Annotated in this window: 15 protein-coding genes; 4 read left to right on the top strand and 11 right to left on the bottom strand. The window is 71.8% G+C overall.

Annotation, left to right across the window (positions count from 1 at the left end; genetic code table 11):
- Nucleotides 1–6: 6 nt before the first annotated feature.
- Nucleotides 7–465: a DUF7144 family membrane protein gene (locus QIS96_RS19650; RefSeq protein WP_282543959.1), complete on the bottom strand. Its 459-nt coding sequence runs from the start codon at nt 463–465 to the stop codon at nt 7–9.
- A 354-nt stretch (nt 466–819) separates the two neighbouring features.
- Between QIS96_RS19650 and QIS96_RS19645 the strand changes: the two genes are divergently transcribed.
- Nucleotides 820–1935 (top strand): PP2C family protein-serine/threonine phosphatase, encoded by a 1116-nt coding sequence (locus tag QIS96_RS19645; protein ID WP_282543958.1) that lies wholly within the window; start codon nt 820–822, stop codon nt 1933–1935.
- A 114-nt stretch (nt 1936–2049) separates the two neighbouring features.
- Here QIS96_RS19645 and QIS96_RS19640 read toward each other — a convergent pair whose 3' ends face one another.
- Nucleotides 2050–3240, bottom strand: coding sequence for a cytochrome P450 (locus tag QIS96_RS19640; protein WP_282543957.1), 1191 nt, complete (start codon nt 3238–3240; stop codon nt 2050–2052).
- A gap of 192 nt (nt 3241–3432) precedes the next feature.
- On the opposite strand from QIS96_RS19640, the gene QIS96_RS37890 reads away from it, so the two are divergent.
- The gene (locus tag QIS96_RS37890) at nt 3433–4104 is read left to right on the top strand and encodes a GbsR/MarR family transcriptional regulator (protein ID WP_408907218.1); all 672 of its coding nucleotides are present in this window, start codon (nt 3433–3435) and stop codon (nt 4102–4104) included.
- 57 nt (nt 4105–4161) lie between these two features.
- Here the strand turns inward: QIS96_RS37890 and QIS96_RS19625 are convergent, their stop codons facing one another.
- The 7 genes from QIS96_RS19625 to QIS96_RS19595 all read right to left on the bottom strand — a co-directional run bounded on the left by QIS96_RS19625 (nt 4162) and on the right by QIS96_RS19595 (nt 13202).
- A complete protein-coding gene (locus QIS96_RS19625) occupies nt 4162–4977 on the bottom strand; it encodes a hypothetical protein (protein ID WP_282543956.1) in 816 nt (271 codons plus the stop codon).
- A 177-nt stretch (nt 4978–5154) separates the two neighbouring features.
- Nucleotides 5155–6753, bottom strand: coding sequence for a sodium:solute symporter family protein (locus QIS96_RS19620; RefSeq protein WP_282543955.1), 1599 nt, complete (start codon nt 6751–6753; stop codon nt 5155–5157).
- 186 nt (nt 6754–6939) lie between these two features.
- Entirely contained in the window at nt 6940–8904 is a 1965-nt protein-coding gene (locus QIS96_RS19615; RefSeq protein WP_282543954.1) for an oxidoreductase, read from the bottom strand.
- A gap of 230 nt (nt 8905–9134) precedes the next feature.
- Entirely contained in the window at nt 9135–10133 is a 999-nt protein-coding gene (locus QIS96_RS19610; RefSeq protein WP_282543953.1) for an ABC transporter substrate-binding protein, read from the bottom strand.
- Between the two features lie 86 nt (nt 10134–10219).
- Nucleotides 10220–11059, bottom strand: coding sequence for an ABC transporter ATP-binding protein (locus QIS96_RS19605; protein WP_282544058.1), 840 nt, complete (start codon nt 11057–11059; stop codon nt 10220–10222).
- A 32-nt stretch (nt 11060–11091) separates the two neighbouring features.
- On the bottom strand, nt 11092–12150 hold the full coding sequence (locus QIS96_RS19600; RefSeq protein ID WP_408907217.1) for a FecCD family ABC transporter permease: 1059 nt from the start codon (nt 12148–12150) through the stop codon (nt 11092–11094).
- A complete protein-coding gene (locus QIS96_RS19595) occupies nt 12147–13202 on the bottom strand; it encodes a FecCD family ABC transporter permease (protein WP_408907216.1) in 1056 nt (351 codons plus the stop codon). The genes QIS96_RS19600 and QIS96_RS19595 overlap by 4 nt, the downstream gene beginning before the upstream one ends.
- A gap of 339 nt (nt 13203–13541) precedes the next feature.
- Between QIS96_RS19595 and QIS96_RS19590 the strand changes: the two genes are divergently transcribed.
- Nucleotides 13542–14612: a class I SAM-dependent methyltransferase gene (locus QIS96_RS19590; protein WP_282543952.1), complete on the top strand. Its 1071-nt coding sequence runs from the start codon at nt 13542–13544 to the stop codon at nt 14610–14612.
- Between the two features lie 309 nt (nt 14613–14921).
- Entirely contained in the window at nt 14922–15890 is a 969-nt protein-coding gene (locus QIS96_RS19585; protein ID WP_282543951.1) for a hypothetical protein, read from the top strand.
- A 114-nt stretch (nt 15891–16004) separates the two neighbouring features.
- Here the strand turns inward: QIS96_RS19585 and QIS96_RS19580 are convergent, their stop codons facing one another.
- Both QIS96_RS19580 and QIS96_RS19575 read right to left on the bottom strand, forming a co-directional pair.
- Complete coding sequence (locus QIS96_RS19580; RefSeq protein WP_282543950.1) at nt 16005–16310, bottom strand: AzlD domain-containing protein; 306 nt, start codon at nt 16308–16310, stop codon at nt 16005–16007.
- The gene (locus QIS96_RS19575) at nt 16307–17050 is read right to left on the bottom strand and encodes an AzlC family ABC transporter permease (RefSeq protein WP_408907222.1); all 744 of its coding nucleotides are present in this window, start codon (nt 17048–17050) and stop codon (nt 16307–16309) included. The genes QIS96_RS19580 and QIS96_RS19575 overlap by 4 nt, the downstream gene beginning before the upstream one ends.
- Nucleotides 17051–17052 lie beyond the last annotated feature (2 nt).

The raw sequence follows: 17052 nt of genomic DNA, 5'->3' as shown, positions 1-17052 counted from the left end.
CGGGGCTCAGTCCGTGGGACGGGCGGGCGCGCGACCGGTCTCGGTGCACAGCGCCCAGATGACGAACACGGCGATCGCGATGCTCACCAGGGACCAGACGGGCTGGTAGGGCAGCCACAGGAACTGCAGCAGCACGATCAGGGCCGCGAGTGTCACGCCGATGCCGCGGGCCCAGCCCGCGCCCCGCATCACGCCCGCCCCCGCGGCCACCACGATCACCCCGACGGCCAGGTGGATCCAGCCCCACGCGGTCAGGTTGAGCTCGAAGACGTAGTCGCCGACGCGGGTGTAGACGTCGTCCTCGGCGATGGCCGAGATGCCGGCGATGGCGGAGAACATCCCGTCGAGCATCATCAGGACGCCGGCGAACATGACGCCGCCGGAGGCGAGCACGCTGTCGCTCTCCTTGTGGTGGTGCTCCTGATGGTCGTGGGCGTAGGGCATGCGAGACGAGGGGTCGGACATGGCTTCCTCCGGGGCCGTCCTGTCCGGGCCGGAACGCGCCGGCGACAGGACGAGTCGGTCGTGCGCCGCAGTGCGGTCACCGTCGGGTCCACGGCGCTTCCCGTGGTCGTACCGGTGGATCAACCCTCGGCTCTCCACCCGCACCCCGCAACCGCGCCCACCCGCGGCCGGGCGGGTGCGGGCGTACCCCGTCCGTCTCGTACGGGGCGGGCCCGACCAGGGCTGCGACATGCGCAACGGAGGCCGATGCGCACAGAATTGCCGGGAGCCTTCGGTGTTTCCTGCCGGGAGTGACCGGGAGCGCCCTGGAGTGCCCGGGAGTGCCTTCGGCGCTCCAGCCCGAGAAGGAGAACGGTGACGCGGTTCGTGGGTCTTCGGCGGTCGGCGCGCGGCGGGCGGGGCCACGCACTGGTCGCCCTCCCGATCGCGCTGGTCGCGCTGGTGACCGTGGTCGACGTGTTCGCGCCGCCCGACATCCACCTGGGCCCCCTCCTCGTCGCGGCCCCGGCGATCACCGCGGCGTTCGCGGGACCCTGGACGACCGGGCTCATCGCCGCCCTCGCGGTGGCGGCGCAGGCGGTCATCGCCGTACTGCGCGATCCCGACGAGCTGTTCTCGGCGAACCATCAGGCGCAGATCGCCGCCCTGATCCTCGTCGGCTCCTGCCTGGTGGTGTTCTGCGTGGTGCGGGAGCGCCGCGCCCGGGAGCTGTCGCAGGTGCGGTACGTGTCCGAGGCCGCCCAGCGCGGTGTGCTGCGGCCGCTGCCCAAGGAGATCGGGCCGCTGCGCGTCGCCTCCCTCTACCTCGCCGCGGAGGCCGAGGCGGAGATAGGCGGCGACCTGTACGCGGCGGTGCGCACCAGCTCCGGCACCCGGCTGATCATCGGCGACGTACGGGGCAAGGGGATGACCGCCGTCGGCGACGCGGCGCTGCTGCTCGGAGCGTTCCGGGCAGCCGCGCACCGCGAGGCCACACTCGTCGAACTGGTCAAGTACCTGGACGGCAGCGTGTGTTGGAGCCTGTCCGAGCCCGGCGAGACGGACCGTACGGGGGAGACGTTCATCACCGCCGCCGTCCTGGACATCCCCGACGAGGGCAGCGGGATCTCGATGGTCGACTGCGGGCACCCGCCGCCGGTCGTGCGGCGCGGCGGCGGCCGGGTCACGACGGTCGAGGCCCGGCAGCCCGCACCCCCGCTGGGCCTCGGCGAAGTGGCGCACCCCGACTACCACGTCGACGTGTTCACGTTCGCCGTGGGCGACTTGCTGCTCCTCTACACGGACGGGGTCATCGAGGCCCGCGACTCCGCCGGCGCGTTCTATCCCCTCGTCGAGCGCATCGACGGCTGGCAGGAGAGCAGCCCGGAGGCGTTTCTGCGCCGCCTCCGGCGCGACCTGTTCGACCATGTCGGCGGCCGGCTGCGCGACGACGTCGCCATGATCGCGATCGAACGCCGCCCGACGGGCTGAGGGTTGTGGGCACATGGGGCCCGCGCACATGGGGCCCGCGCACATGGGGCCTGCACACATGGAGTTCGCGCACATAGAGCTCGCGCACGCATGGGGCCCGTGCACATGTGGGGTTCACACGTCCCAGGTGACCGGCAGGCTCTTCACCCCGTACACGTCCGCCGTCTCCGGGCGGAGGGCGACCTCCTCCGCCGGTACGGCGAGCCGCAGCGTCGGGAAGCGGGCGAGGAGCGCGGAGAACGCGACCCGCATCTCGACGCGCGCCAACTGCTGGCCCAGGCACAGGTGGGGGCCGTGGCCGAAGGCCAGATGGCCGCCCTCCTGCCGTCGCAGGTCGAGCCGGTGCGGATCGGTGAAGCGCTCGGGGTCGTGGTTGGCGGTGTGGTACGAGAGGACGACCGTCGTGCCGGCCTCGATGGTCCGGCCGCCCAGCTCCACGTCCACGAGCGCGGTCCGCATGAAGGACTTGGCGACGCTCAGGTAGCGGAGGAGCTCCTCCACGGCACGGTCCGCGAGCCCGGGATCGGCGCGCAGGGCGGCGAGTTGGTCCGGGTGCTGAAGGAGCGCGAAGGCGCCGAGGGACAGCATGTTCGCGGTGGTGTCGAAGCCGGCCGCGAGCAGGATCAGGCTGATGCCCTGCAACTCCTCGTCGCTCAGGTCACCGGCGGCGAGTTCGCTGAGCACGTCGTCCGTGGGGTGCGCGCGCTTCGCGGCGACGAGGTCCGCGAGGTACTGCTGCGTCGCGGTGTAGGCCGCTATCAGGTCCTCGTCGCTGGTCTCGCCGTTCATGAACTTGTCGATCTGCTCCTGGAAGGAGGTCCGGTCCTCGTAGGGCACGCCCAGGAGTTCGCAGATGACGATGGTGGGGATCGGCTTCGCGAACGCGGTCACCAGGTCGGCCGGCGGGCCCGTCTTCTCCATGGCGTCGAGGCAGTCGGCGGTGATCTGCTCGATGCGTTCGGTGAGCAGCCGCATCCGCCGCACGGTGAACTTGCCGATCAGGGGCTTGCGGTAGCGCCCGTGCTGCGGGTCGTCGGTGAGGAGGAACTCGCCGGGCGGGGCGGGCGGGAGCTCGTAGTCGACGACGTTCAGGAGCTCCTTGCGCGAGCTGAACCGGGGGTCGGCGAGTACCGACCGTACGAGCTCGTGGCCGGTGATCAGCCGGCCGGGCTTGCCGCCGGGGTGGGTGAAGCGGCTGACGGGACCGTGCCGGCGGGCGTCGAGCAGCTCCGGCGGCGGGTCGAAGGGGCAGCCGGAGGGCCGCTCGGTCGGCAGTGCGGTGACGGTGTGAAGGGATTCGCTCATGGCTTTTCCTGCCCATCCTCAACTCGCGACATGACGTGTTTGGCGCATCACGAAAGCTACGTTGCATTCGACATATCGTCAATCTTCTAAAATGCATCTGTGCAGGTCAGGCGGGTAATTTTGATGCAATGACGGTGAAGTCGAATGCAATGAGGCATTGCAATGAGATCTGCCGAAGGCAATACTGACGGCATGCCAGGAGGACGCTTGACCCAGCAGGACCGAGGCCGTATCGCGGCCGGACTCGCCGACGGACTCTCGTACGCGGAGATCGCCAGGCGGCTCGAACGTCCGACGTCGACGATCAGCCGGGAGGTCACACGCAACGGCGGCCCGCGCGACTACCGGCCCCAGCAGGCGCAGCACGCCACGGTGCGGCGGGCCCGGCGCGGCACCCCGGCGCCCGAGCGCACCGAATCCCCGTCGGACAGCGCGATGGAGCACGTCGTCGAGCTCGCGGTCCGGTCGGGGCTGCCGCGGATGACGGCGCGGGTGCACATCGACCTGCTCCTCGCCGAGGACGGCCGACGCACCGCCGCCGAGCTGGCCCGCAGGCTGAACGTCAGCCCGGCGTCCGTCTCCGTGGCCGTCAACTTCCTTGTGGCGCAGGGATATGTGCGGCGCGAACGCGATCCGGAGCGGCGGCGCGACATCTATGTGATCGACGACGAAGCCTGGTACAACTCCGTGGTGATCAGCGCCCGCCAGACCCTCGATTCGGCCAGGGCCTCCCTCGCCACCGCGGAGCAGCTCGGCCTCGACACCCCCGTCGGCCGCCGCCTCGCCAAGGCGGGCACGTTCCTGGAGCACGTCATCGAGGACATGCTGAAGTCTGCCGACCGCTGGCGCTCGGTCCTGGAGTGAGGGTCCGCGTTCGGTCTCGCGACGCGCGCGCAGCGCCGGCGGTGGCGGGCGCTGAGGTCAGACCGGCCGGGATGCGTAGTACAAGGTGTGGAAGCGGCCCGCCTGTTCGCGACCGGCCGGGTCGTGGCCCGCCGCCCGCACCGCCTCGACGGCGTACCGCTGCTCGCGGGGGCCGGTGAAGCGCCGCTGCGGGTAGGTGTGGCCGGCGTCCAGGTCGGTGCGCAGGCCCGCGGCGGCCAGGGCCCGCTCGATCGGGCCGTACGAGACGGTCCTCAGGACGAACGTGCTGATCCACAGCGGCCGTTGGGCCTGGGTGAGCAGTGCGGTGAACGTCCGGGCGGTGACGTAGCTGCCTCCGCCCGTCACCGTGACGAGACCGACGTCCCCCAACGCGTGGCTCAACTCACCGCCGGGCGGGCCCAGTTCCAGGTTGTCGGTGAACGACCCGTCGAGCAGGCCCACCGCCCGCGCGTACCCGACCGCGGGTGCCGAGACGTCCAGGCCGAGCACCGGGACGGCGTCGGGGCGGCGGCGCTCGGCGTAGAACTCCTTGTCCAGGTCGGCGAGTTCGGTGCTCGTCAGGGCCTGCACGGCGGGAGACGTGTACCGCTCGTAAAGCTCCGCCAACGTCACCTCGTGGTTGAGCAGGGCGGCGTTGATGCCGTACGAGCAGCACAGGTCGAGCACCGCGGGCGGGCGGGCACGGCCGTCGTCGAGCGCGGCCCGTTCGGCGGCGGCCCGGCGGAAGACGGGCTGGGCGTGGTGCGGGATCTCGTACTCCAGCGGCGCGAGCCGGGTGAAGTACGCGCGCGGGTCCGGCTGTTCGTAGATGTCCTCGAAGCGGGACTTGCCGCTGCCGCCCTGTGTGGTCATGCCCTGTGGCTCCGCACCCTTGCTCCCCACGGATCCCGTCCGTACCGCCTGCCGCCCCCATGTTTGTGGGGTACGGCAGGGGCTCGGACGTGTGCATCGGGGGCGCACGGGCGCACTCCGGCTCATGTGGGCCCTGGACATGTGGGTTCGGCACATGTGGGTTCAAGACATGTGGGCTCAGGACATCAACGGGATTCCGTAGAAGGCGAGCAGGCCCAGGCCCGCGGCGACGAACGCGGCGGTCGTGCCGGTGGCGATCCAGGACGTCCGCCGCAGCTTCCGCGGCTGCCGCTCCGCGGCGGGCGTCGCGAGCAGGCTCGCCCGGAACGCCTTGGCCGCAGGGCTCGGCTCCACACCCCGGTCGGCGATCCAGGTCGCCGCGACGCTCAGCGCGAAGCCGAGGAACACCGGGTGCGCCCAGATCGGCAGTTCGAGCCCGGCGAAGTCCTTCAGGCCGCTGATCACGGCCACCCCGACGAACCCCGCCACCATCCCGGCCAGGGCCCCGCGCGCACTGAGCCGCTCACTGCGGATGCTCCAGAACGAGACCGGGCCCCACGCCGCGGCGAACAAGGTGGCCGCGAAGTACCCGATCGTGAGCACAGCGGGCGGCGTCACCAGCGTGACCAGCAGCACCACCACCCCCACGGCGAGCATCACCAGACGGGACCGGCGCAGCGCGACCTCCTCCGGCACCGTGCCGTCCTCCCGCTGCGGCAGTACGTCGTAGGCCACGCTGAAGCCGATCAGGGCGAGGAACGAGGAGGCCGAGGAGAGGCCCGCCGCGACGATGCCGGTGATCGCGACCACGCCGAGGACGGGCGGCATCAGATGCTGCGCCGCCCAGATGAACGCCACCTCCGAGGGGTCGATGTCCGCCTTGAAGACGTTGATCGCGTACGCGCCGAACGCCAGGAAGACGTACAGGACGCCGACCGTGCCCATGGAGATGAAGGCGCTGCGGATGGAGACGTGCTCGTTCCGCGCCATCAGGTAGCGCGAGGACTGCCACGGGCTCACGGCGACGACGGCCATCCACACCAGGCCGATGGCCAGCGCCCACACGAGCACCTCTCCCGGGCTGCCCATGTACGCGCCCTCACCGGTGACGCCGTGCCAGCTCAGGCCGTCCGGCTTGCCCGGCAGCGCCTGCAGCTTGTCGAGCACCTCGCTCGGACCGCCGGCCCGGTACACGACCCACGACATGCCGCCCACACCCGCCAGCATGAAGATGAAGAACATGATCGTGTCGTTGATCAGGATGCCCTGCGAGCCCGACATGAACGTGAACACCGTGTAGCCCAGCCACACGACCAGCACCGAGACCCAGGTGTCCCAGCCCAGCAACTGCCCCATCACCAGGGCCAGTCCATGCGTCACGGCGATCAGGTAGAAGCCGATGCCGACGACCACCATCACGCCCGCGACGGACTGGACGGCGCGGGAGTCGAAGCGCTTGCCGAAGTACTCCGGCACCGTGAGCACCTCGGAGCGCCGCAGGTAGCGGCCGAAGCCGAGCACCCCCACCACGTACCCGGAGATGTTGAGCGCCGTCACGATGAGCAGCACCAGCGGGAAACCGTCGTAGGCGAAGCCGACCTCGCCCATGAAGGCCACGGTGGACAGGAACGACGCCACAAGGGTGCCCGCGACGAGGAGCGTGGGGGCGCGCCGCCCGGCCACGAAGTAGTCCGACCGGTCCTTGACGCGCCGCCCCACGACGGCGCCGATGACCAGATAGAGCAGGAACGACCCGATGACTCCGGCGATGAACATCACTGCTCACCCCCGTCCCGGCTGCCGTAGTCACGGCGGATGACCCGCCAGCCGAAGGCGATGACGGCCAAGGGGACGAGGCCGTAGTAGAGGGTGACTGCGATGGATCCCATGGGTGGTGCCTCCCGTTCATGTGGTGCGGAGTCGGATGCACGTGGTGCGGAGCCGGATTCGCGTGGTGCTGAGTCAGAGGGCGTGGCCGATGCGCATGCCCTCCAGGACGGCCTCCTCGACCGTGCGCGGCGCCAGGCAGTCGCCGATCAGATGGACGTCGGGCCGCTCGCCCTCGGCCAACTCGGCCAGCTCGTCGGCGAGTTGGACCACCGGCTCGTGCCCGAGCGCGAGCACCACCGACGTCACGCCCTCCACGAGCACCGGTTCCTCGGTGAGGACGTGCTGCAGATAGGCGGTGTCGTCGTCCGCCCCGTACAGCCGTACGAGCGGGACGACCTCGACCTTGTGGCGCATCAGGCGGCGCAGCGACTCGTCGCGCGTGTACTGCTGCAGGGTCTCCCCGGCCTGGTACCCGGTCGTGGCGAGGACGACCTTGTGGCCCCGCTCGGCGAGCAGGTTCGCCACGCCGACGCCGACCCAGTCGCCGCGCCAGTCGGCGACGAGGACCCGGCCTTTCGGCAGCTCGCCGCCGCCGATGACCTCCCAGGCGTCGCGCACGGTCGCGCCGTCGGTCACCAGCCGGGGCGGGCGGTAGGGCCGCGCGCCGGTCGCAAGCACGACCGCGTCGGGGGCCTGTTCGCGTACGAGCTCCGCGTCCACCGTGACGCCGCTCTTGATCCGCACCGACGAACGGCGCGCTTCCTCGAGGAGGTTGGTCACCGCGCCGCCGAACTCGGCTCGTCCGGGCAGCCGTTCGGCGAGCAGCACCTGGCCGCCGGGGCGTCGGCCCGCGTCGTAGACCGTGACCCGGTGGCCGCGCCGTGAAGCCACCACCGCCGCCTTCAGGCCCGCGGGCCCGGCCCCGGCGACCAGTACGTCGCGGGGGCGGCGGGCCGGGGTGAGGATCCCGTAGAGCTGCTCGCGGCCGGTTTCGGGCCGCTGGATGCAGGAGATGGGGTGGCCGGTGTGGAAGTGCCCGATGCAGGCCTGGTTGCAGGCGATGCAGGCGCGGATGCCGTCCAGGTCGCCGCGTCGCGCGTACGCGGGCATCTCGGGGTCGCAGATCAGCGCGCGCGTCATGCCCACCGCGTCGGCGTCGCCGCGCTCCAGTACGAGCTCCGCGTCCTGCGGCTGGTTGATGCGGCCCGCGACGATCACGGGCACGGACACCGCCTCCTTCACGCGCCGCGAAAGGGAGGTGGTGCAGAGCGGATCCATCGTCATCGGCGGCACGATGTGGTCCGAGCCACCGAGGGTCGCCGAGGTTCCATGGGTGACGGACACATAGTCGAGGAGACCGGCCCCGTCGAGCTCGGTGACCGCCCGGAGCGCGTCGTCCTCGCCGAGCCCGCCCTCGTGGGTCTCGCCGAGGCTGATCCGCACGCCCACCGCGAGCTCGCCGCCGGTGGCCTCGCGCGTGGCGGTGAGCGCCTCCCGCAGGAAGCGCAGACGGTTCGGCCAGGAGCCGCCGTACTCGTCGGTGCGCAGGTTGGTCGCCGGGTTGAGGAACTGCGCGGGCAGATACCCGTGCGAAGCGACGATCTCGACGCCGTCCAGGCCCGCCCGCCGCAGCCGCCGGGCGGCGGCCGCGAACCCGTCGATCACCTCGCGGACCATGGCGCGCGGCATCGCGCGGGGAAAGACCCGGAACCGCTCGGTGGGGACGGTCGAGGCGGAGTAGGAGACGCCGAGCGCGCCGTCCGCGGTGTCCATGACCTCGGCGCCGCCGTGGAACAGCTGCGCGAAGAGCGTGGCCCCGTGCTCGTGCGCCGTGTCGGCGAGCCGCCGGTAGCCCTCGACGCAGGCGTCCGTGTCGGCCATCAGCGCGTGCGAGGTGTAGCGGGCGCTGTCGTGCACACCGCCGACCTGCAGCACGATCAGGCCGACGCCGCCCTGCGCTCGGGCCCGGTGGTAGGCCACCAGGCGGTCGGTGACCTTGCCGTCCTCCGCCATCACCGTGTCGTGGCCGGTGGACACGATCCGGTTCCGGATCGTCGCGGGGCCGATGGGCAGGGGGGTGAACAGGCGTGTGAGCATGACGAGTTGATGCCTCCCGATCGACGGCCCGGCTCGGAACAACCGTCAGTGTGGGCCCCGTCACCATCCCGAGGAATGCGCCCGACGACGCAACCGGGGCGGGGCGTTCATAGCGGGGTATGAGAGGCGGTCCGGTGTGCGCGGCACACGTGGGGCGCACCCACCGATCAGGGCGGTGCGGGGGGGGGGGGGGGGGGGGGGGGGGCCCCCCCCCCCCCCCCCGCGCGGGGTCACGCCTTCGGGAGCTCGACGCCGGTCGCCTCGGCCACGTCGGCGAGCATGTGCCGGGCGGCCTGGACGCCGATGCCGGACATCCAGGTCTCGTCCGGGACGGTGAAGACCTTGTCGTTCTTGACGGCCTTCAGGCCCTTCCAGACCGGGTTGGATGTGACGTCCTTCTGCTTGGTCTTCTCCGGCGCGTCGGCGAGGGTGACGAAGACGAGGTCGGCGTCGGCCTGGTCGATCTGCTCCGGGCTGACGTCCTTCATGGAGACCTCGGGGTCCTCGGAGGACTGCGACTTCGGGCGCTCCAGGCCGATGTCGTCCAGGACGACGCCGCTGTACGCGGACTTCTGGTAGAGGCGGGTCGGCCCGGCGATGAAGCGGACCACCGAGGCGGTGGGCATCTCGCCCTTGTACTTCTTCTCGACGGCCTCGCCGAGGGCCTCAGCCTGGTCCTCGTAGCTCTTCAGCTCCGCGGCGGCCTGCTTCTCCCTGCCGAGGGCCTTGGCGTGGACGGCCAGGTTCTCCTTCCACGGGCCGCCGGTGGTCTCGGTGAAGACAGTCGGGGCGATGGCGTTGAGCTTGTCGTAGACCTTCTCGTGACGGACCTTCGAGGAGAGGATCAGGTCCGGCTTCAGCGAGGCGATCTTGACCAGGTTCGGCTCCAGGGCCGGGCCGACGTCCGTGACGCCCTTGGCCTTGTCGCCCAGGTACTCGGGGAAGCCGCCGGCGGTCTTGAAGTGCGGGGAGACCGCGCCGACCGGCTTGATGCCGAGCATGGTGACATCGTCCAGCTCACCGGTGTCGAGGACGACGACACGCTTGGGCTTGGCCGGGATCTTGGTGCTGCCCATGGAGTGCTTGACGGTGCGCGGGAACGCGCCGGCCTCGTCGGCGGCGGGCTTCTTCGCATCGTCGGCGGCCTTGTCGCCACCGCAGGCGGTGAGGGCGGTGGCGCCGACGGCAGCGGCCAGGAGAGCGGCGCTGAGGCGTCTGTACGCAGGCATGAGGGTTCGCTTTCTGGGGTGAGCGGTTGGGGTGAGGTGGGGTCGGGTTCGGGTGAAGAGAGGTGGGTGAAGAGGGGTCGGGTCGGTCAGGCGGTCGGGGCTTGGGCGAGCCGCGCCGCGCTGCCACGCGGGATGACCAGTGGGGTGCCGGTCTCCGGGTCGGGGATCACCCGGCAGTCGACGTCGAACACGGACTTGACCAGTTCGGCGTCGAGGACCTCGGCCGGTGGCCCGGCCGCGGCGAGCCGACCGTCCTTGAGGACCACCAGGTGGTCCGCGTAACGGGCGGCCTGACCGAGGTCGTGCAGCACCATCACCACGGTGCGGCCGGCCTCGGAGTGCAGTTCGGCGACCAGGTCGAGCACGTCGAGCTGGTGCCGTAGATCGAGGAAGGTCGTGGGCTCGTCGAGGAGCAGCAGTTCGGTGTCCTGCGCGAGGGCCAGGGCGATCCACACGCGCTGCCGTTGGCCGCCGGAGAGCCGGTCCACGGGCTGATCCCGCAGGGACGCGGTGCCGGTCCGCTCCAGGGCTGCCTCGACGGCGGCCTGGTCCTTCTCGGACCAGGGGCTGAGGAGCCGCTGGTGCGGGTAGCGGCCGAGCCGTACGAGCGCCTCGACGGTGACGGCCTCGGGTGTGACCGGCTGCTGTGGGAGCAGGCCGAGACGCAGGGCGAGGGCGCGCGCGGACATGCGGTGGATGTCCGCGCCGTCCAGGGTGACGGTGCCGTCGGCGGGCGCGAGCAGCCGCGTCAGACCGCGCAACAGGGTGGACTTTCCACAGGCGTTGGGGCCGACGATCGCGGTGACGGCGCCGCCGGGGATCACCAGGTCGAGGCCGTCGACGACAGTCCGCTCGCCGTAGCGCAGGTCGAGGCCGCGGGCGGCGAGCTGGTTGGGCTGGGGCTGGTCGGTCGTGGGCCGGTCCATGTGCTGCTTCCGGCCCGTCTGTTCGGCGGCGGTCATGCGGTACTCCTGTCGACGGGCCGGCCCTGACGGATCATGAGTGCCAGCAGGAACGGGGCGCCCAGGGTGGCGGTGGCGGCCCCGACGGGCAGCCCCTCGACCGGCAGCAGATGCTGGACGACCAGGTCGGAGCCGAGCAGCAGCACGGCCCCGGTCAGCCCGGTGAGCGTCAGCGTTCCGAGGGTCGGCGGCCCGGCGAGGAAGCGCACCAGATGCGGTACGGCGAGGGCGACGAAGCCGACCGGACCGCTGACCGACGCCGCGAGGGACGCCAACACGATGGCGGTGACGAGGAGTTGGAGGCGTACGACGGAGGTGTTCATGCCGAGCGCGCCAGCCGATTCGTCGCCGAGGTCGAGCACGGCGAGGCGGCGGTGCAGGCAGCAGGCGACCGCGAGGACGAGCACCGTCGCGCCCGCGGCGGCCCACACCTCGGTCCAGGTCCGGCCGTAGAGCGACCCGGTCGTCCACTGCAGCGCCGCCCCGGCGAGCTCGGTGGGGAACCGTACGACCATGAAGTTCACCGCGGCGGCCAGACCGGCCTGCACGGCAAGGCCGACGAGCACGAGCCGGGTGACGCCCAGGCCGGAGCGCCAGGCGAAGACTCCGAGCAGCAGGGCCGCGAGCAGCCCGCCGGCCAACGCGCCCAGCGGGATGAGGAGTTGCGAGGCCCCCGCCGCGAGGAGCGACACGGCCCCGAAGGACGCGCCGCCGGTGATGCCCATGACATCCGGGGAGGCGAGCGGGTTGCGGAAGAGCCGCTGTAGCAGCGAGCCCGCGACCCCGAGCCCGGCCCCGGCGACGATCCCGGCCGCCACCCGGGGCGCGAGGAACTCCTGGACGACCAGCACGCTTCCGCCGTCGCCGGAGCCGACGAGGGCCCGCAGCGCGACGGACACGGACATCGGGATGTCGCTGTGGGTGAGCGAGAACGTGGCCAGTACGACGAGGACGACCACGGCGGAGCCGCAGAGCAGCGCGGTGCGCCGGGCGGGCGTGACGAGCTTCGTGCGTACGGCGGGGGCGGACGGCGCGGTCCGCAGGGTGTCGGTCACCGGGCCGCCTTCCGTGCGAGCAGCGCGAGGAGCGGTGCGCCGAGGAACGCGGTGACGATGCCGACCTCCAGCTCCGACGGCCGGATGACGACACGTCCGAGCACATCGGCGGCGAGCAGCAGCAGCGGCCCGACGACCAGGCAGCCGGGCAGCAGCACCCGATGGTCCGAGCCGAGCAGCGCGCGCACGATGTGCGGTGCGGCGAGCCCGACGAACGCGACGGGCCCGGCCACCGCGACCGCCGAACCGGCGAGCAGGATCACCGCGACCCCGCCCGCCAGGCGGATACGGGCCACCGGCACACCGAGTGCCTGGGCCGAATCGTCCCCGATGGCAAGGGCGTTGAGGGCGGGCGAGACGGCGAAGGCGAGCACGAGCCCGATCACCAGCGTGGGCAGTACCGGCCACACCACGTCGAGGGGCCGCCCGGCCATCGAGCCGGCGAGCCAGAACCGCGCCTCGTCCAGGGTGCGCTGGCTGAGCAGCATCAGCGCGGCGGTCCAGGAGAGCAGCACCAGCTGCAGCACGGTCCCGCCCAGTGCGAGGCGTACGGGGTCGAGGTCGCTCTTTCGGGCGAGCGCCTGAGCGAAGAGTGCGGCGCCGGCGGCTCCGGCGAAGGCGAACCAGAGGTACTCGACGGGCTGCGTGAGGTGCAGCGCGTAGATCGCGACGACCACGGCGAAGCCCGCTCCCGCATTGATGCCGAGCGTGGTCGGCGAGGCCAGCGGGTTCCGGGTGACGCCCTGCGCGACCGCGCCTGCCACCCCGAGCGCTGCGCCGACCGCGAGCCCAATCACCGTGCGCGGCAGTCGCAGCCCGGTGACCGCGACGGCGTCCGCACCGGAAGCGTCACCGAACAGCGCGCCGACCACGGTCGACAACGGCACCGGCCGCGCCCCCATCGCGAGGCTCAACGCGACGCACAGCGCGAGGGCGGCACCCCCGACGACGAAGAACGGTATGCGCCTGAGGCGTTCGGGTCGGAGCCCGCCGGTGCGGAGCCCCCTGGCGCGGAGCCCCCTGGTCGGAGCGTCCGACGAGTTCGTAGACACGAGGCGACAGATTAAGTTAGGCACACCTAACTCTGTCAACTGTGTGTAGACCGGTGATTCCATTGGGCGACCAATCGATCAGCCTCGGTCACCTGGCCGGATGTGGTCCGCGGTACGGTCGCAGCCCGGTTCGCCGTCCGGTCCGCCGTCCGCTCTTCGAGGTCGGTCTCCACATGAAGACGGAGGGTAACTCCGGGCCGCTGCCGCCCAGTTGCCCTCGACCCGCGCCGAGGGGCGGGCCGGCCGGTGCGGCGTAGCATGGTTCGAAACGACATCCCTGGCCGGTCTGCGGCTCGGCGTCCTGTTTCGCTCTCCGACCTCTGACGGAAGGAGACGGCGATGACCACGGACACCCTCGACCTCGCGAAGCAGGAAGCGTTCGCCGGCCGCATAGTGCAGGTCCTGAACGACGCCTGTCTGGGATACCTGTGCAGCCTGGGCCACCGGACCCGGCTCTTCGACACCATGGCGGAGCTCCCGCCCTCCACGAGCGAGCAGATCGCCACGGCCACCGGCCTCGACGAGCGGTACGTACGCGAATGGCTCGGCGGGATGACCGTGGGCGGGATCGTCGAGTATGCCCCCGAGAACGGCACCTACCGGCTGCCGCCCGAGCACGCGGCCGCCCTCACGCGCGCCGCGGGGCCGGACAACATGGCGTCCTTCATGCAGAACCTCGCGCTGATCGGCATCGTCGAGGACGAGGTCTTCGAGGCGTTCCGGAAGGGCGGCGGCGTCCCCTACTCGTCCTACCCGCGCTTCCAGGAACTCCAGGCCGAGGAGACGGCGCGGGTGTACGACGCCGCCCTGATCGACTCCGTCGTGCCGCTGGCGCCCGGCCTCGCCGAGCGGCTGCGCGAGGGCATCGACGCCCTGGACATCGGCACCGGGCAGGGGCACGCCGTCAACCTCCTTGCCGAGGCCTTCCCGCAGAGCCGGTTCCGCGGCCTGGACATGTCGGAGACGGGCATCGCGGCGGCGCGCCGGGAGGCCGAGGAAATGGGGCTGCGGAACGTCCGCTTCGACATCGGCGACTCCGCGGCGCTGACCGGCGCGTACGACCTGATCACGGCCTTCGACGTGATCCACGACCTGGCCCGCCCCGCGCAGACCCTGAGCGCCGTCGCAGCCGCCCTGCGGGATGGCGGAACGTTCCTCATGGGCGACATCGACGCCTCCAGCAGACTCGAGGAGAACGTCGACCACCTGCTCGGGCCCGCGCTCTACACGTTCTCCGTCTTCTACTGCATGACGGTCTCCCTCGGAGAGGGCGGTGCGGGCCTCGGCACCGTGTGGGGCAGGCAGACCGCCCAGCGCATGCTCGCCGAGGCGGGCTTCGACGACGTCACAGAGCGGCACGTGGAGGGCGACATCCTGAACGTGTACTACGTGGCCCGGAAGAAGCCCTGAAAACAGCCCCAGGGGGCGGCACGGAGACAGGGGCCTGAGAGGGGGCCCCGTAAAGGGGCCCTATAAGGGGGCCTATAAGGGGGCCTGAAATCGAGGGCCGATGTGCGCCGGGACACGACCGGTGCCGGTCCCGCACAACAGTGCCGATCGGAGCTCCTATCGGCGGCGCCCTCGCAGGTCAGCTCCCGTTTTCGCCCGCATCGGGGAGGGCGAGTGGCGTCAACCGCGTGCCCCCGGGGTCCCGCCCCTGAGGGTGGGCCCCGGCCGTTACGGCTGTCCGTCCCCGTCCGCCGTCCTACGGTTCGGGGCATGGCTGAATCCGTTGCATCCGGTACGCCCGACGCAGCCGCGGGCCTGCCGCGCCCCACGGCCGCTCGGCCCTCCCGGCTCGCCCGCGCCGAGCACTTCGTGTGGCTCACCGCGCGTGTGCTCGAACAGCGCAGGTTCGCCCACCACTTCCTCGGCGGTTCCGCCGATGCCGTCGAGGAGGCACTCGCCGCGTACCGCACCCAGGACGGCGGATACGGTCACGCACTCGAACCCGATCTGCGGGGCCCCGTGAGCCAGCCGCTGCACACCGCGCACGCGCTGCGGGTGCTCGACTCGATCGGGCGCTGCAGCGGGCAGCGCGTGGAGCGGGTGTGCCGCCACCTCTCGGAGCTGTCGACGCCCGACGGGGCGCTGCCCGCGATCCATCCGAGCCAGCGCGGCTACCCGGTGGCGCCGTTCGTGCCCGTCGTGGACGACCCGCCGAGCGACCTGCTCGCCACCGGCCCCGTGGTCGGCCTGCTGCACCGCAACGAGGTGTGGCACGCCTGGCTGTTCCGCGCCACGGACTACTGCTGGAACGCCGTCGAGTCGCTCACCACGTCCCACCCGTACGAGATCCAGGCCGCGGTGGCCTTCCTCGACGGGGCGCCCGACCGCTCCCGCGCCCGGTCCGCCGCGGACCGCCTCGGCCGGCTCGTCCGGGAACAGCGGCTCGCCGTGCTCGACCCGCGGCGGCGGGACACGTACCCGGTGGCGCCGGGGTACGCGCCGGGCGAGCACCACTTCCCGCACGACTACGCGCGCGTGCCGGAGTCCCTGGCCCGCTCCTGGTTCACCGACGAGGAGGTCGGCCGGTCCCTGGACCACCTGGAGAGCGAGCAGCAGGACGACGGGGGCTGGCCGGTCAACTGGCGCATGTGGGCTCCCGGTTCGGCCCTGGAGTGGCGTCCGGTCGTGACCATCGACGCCTTGCGCACCCTGCGCGCGTACGGGCGGAAGCTGAGCTGACGACGACGGCCGCCCTCCCCCTGCGACAGCACACGAGAACAGGCACCACGCGCGCGTGGTGCCTGTTCTCGCTTTCCTCTAGCGCCTCTTTTCGCTTTCCTCGAGCGCCTGTTTTCAGCCGAGCGCCCGTACGCCCGCGGTGACGAGGACCGCGGCCGCGATGATCAGCAGGAACGGCGCCCGGAGCAGGAAGGCCACGCCCGCTGCGGCGAGACCGGCCGCCTTGGCGTCGAGAACGAGCTGCTGCCCCTCGGCGAAGGTCTGCTGCGCCGTGAGAGCGGCCAGCAGCGCCACGGGCAGCAGCGCGGCGAGGCGCTGCACGAGGGGCCGCTCCAGGACTCCGGCGGGCACCAGGAGGCCGAGCAGCTTGACGGCGTAGCAGCCGGCGGCGGTCAGGGCGATGGCGAGCCAGATGTTCAACGGTCGTTCCTCTCCCGGGCCCGGATCTTGCGGCCCTCCACGAACAGCACGAGCGGCGCAGCGAGGGCCGCCACCAGAACGGGCACGCCCGCGGGCAGCACGGGAAGCAGCACGAGGCCGAGCACGATGGCCAGCAGCGCCACCGCGCGTTCCGTGGCCGTACGCAGCATCGGCGCGAGCAGCGCCAGGAACGTGGCGGGTGCCGCGGCGTCCAGGCCCCAGGCGTCGGTGTCGCCGATGGCTTCGGCGCCGAGACCGCCGAGCAGGGTGGTGAGGTTCCACAGCACATAGAGGGTGAGGCCCGTGACGGTGAACCCGATACGGCGGGCTCGCCTGGTGGGCTGGGCCAGCGTCACGGCCGTGGTCTCGTCGATCACCCAGTGCGCGGCGAACGGGCGCACAGCGCGCGGCAGTTGCAGGAGCTGCGAGAGACGCAAGCCGTAGAACGCGTTGCGCACGCCGAGAAAGAAGGCCCCTGCCGCCGCGGTCACCGGATTTCCGCCGCCTGCGAGCGCGCCGACGAGCGCGAACTGGGAGGCGCCGGTGAAGACGAGAAGGCTCAGGGCGCAGGTCTGAAGGAGGCTGAGGCCGTTCCCGACGGAGGTCACGCCGAAGGCGAAGCCGGAGAGCCCGACGGCCAGGCCCACGCCGAGCGCGTCCCGGACGACGGCGGAGTCCGCCTTCCCGGCGCCCTGCGCGGTCGGCACGCCCACGTCCTCCGGGTCGTCTCCGGCGCGTATTG

The organism is Streptomyces cavernicola (assembly GCF_029968035.1).
Classification (GTDB): Bacteria; Actinomycetota; Actinomycetes; order Streptomycetales; family Streptomycetaceae; genus Streptomyces; species Streptomyces cavernicola.
Note: the sequence above shows the minus strand (reverse complement) of the source record. Positions and strands in the feature narration are given on the sequence as shown.

Bases quoted from the DNA above. Each gene is read 5' to 3' on its own strand.
- QIS96_RS19650 (WP_282543959.1), bottom strand. From the start codon at position 465: ATGTCCGACCCCTCGTCTCGCATGCCCTACGCCCACGACCATCAGGAG.
- QIS96_RS19640 (WP_282543957.1), bottom strand. From the start codon at position 3,240: ATGAGCGAATCCCTTCACACCGTCACCGCACTGCCGACCGAGCGGCCC.
- QIS96_RS37890 (WP_408907218.1), top strand. From the start codon at position 3,433: ATGCCAGGAGGACGCTTGACCCAGCAGGACCGAGGCCGTATCGCGGCC.
- QIS96_RS19625 (WP_282543956.1), bottom strand. From the start codon at position 4,977: ATGACCACACAGGGCGGCAGCGGCAAGTCCCGCTTCGAGGACATCTAC.
- QIS96_RS19620 (WP_282543955.1), bottom strand. From the start codon at position 6,753: ATGTTCATCGCCGGAGTCATCGGGTCGTTCCTGCTCTATCTGGTCATC.
- QIS96_RS19615 (WP_282543954.1), bottom strand. From the start codon at position 8,904: ATGCTCACACGCCTGTTCACCCCCCTGCCCATCGGCCCCGCGACGATC.
- QIS96_RS19610 (WP_282543953.1), bottom strand. From the start codon at position 10,133: ATGCCTGCGTACAGACGCCTCAGCGCCGCTCTCCTGGCCGCTGCCGTC.
- QIS96_RS19605 (WP_282544058.1), bottom strand. From the start codon at position 11,059: ATGGACCGGCCCACGACCGACCAGCCCCAGCCCAACCAGCTCGCCGCC.
- QIS96_RS19590 (WP_282543952.1), top strand. From the start codon at position 13,542: ATGACCACGGACACCCTCGACCTCGCGAAGCAGGAAGCGTTCGCCGGC.
- QIS96_RS19585 (WP_282543951.1), top strand. From the start codon at position 14,922: ATGGCTGAATCCGTTGCATCCGGTACGCCCGACGCAGCCGCGGGCCTG.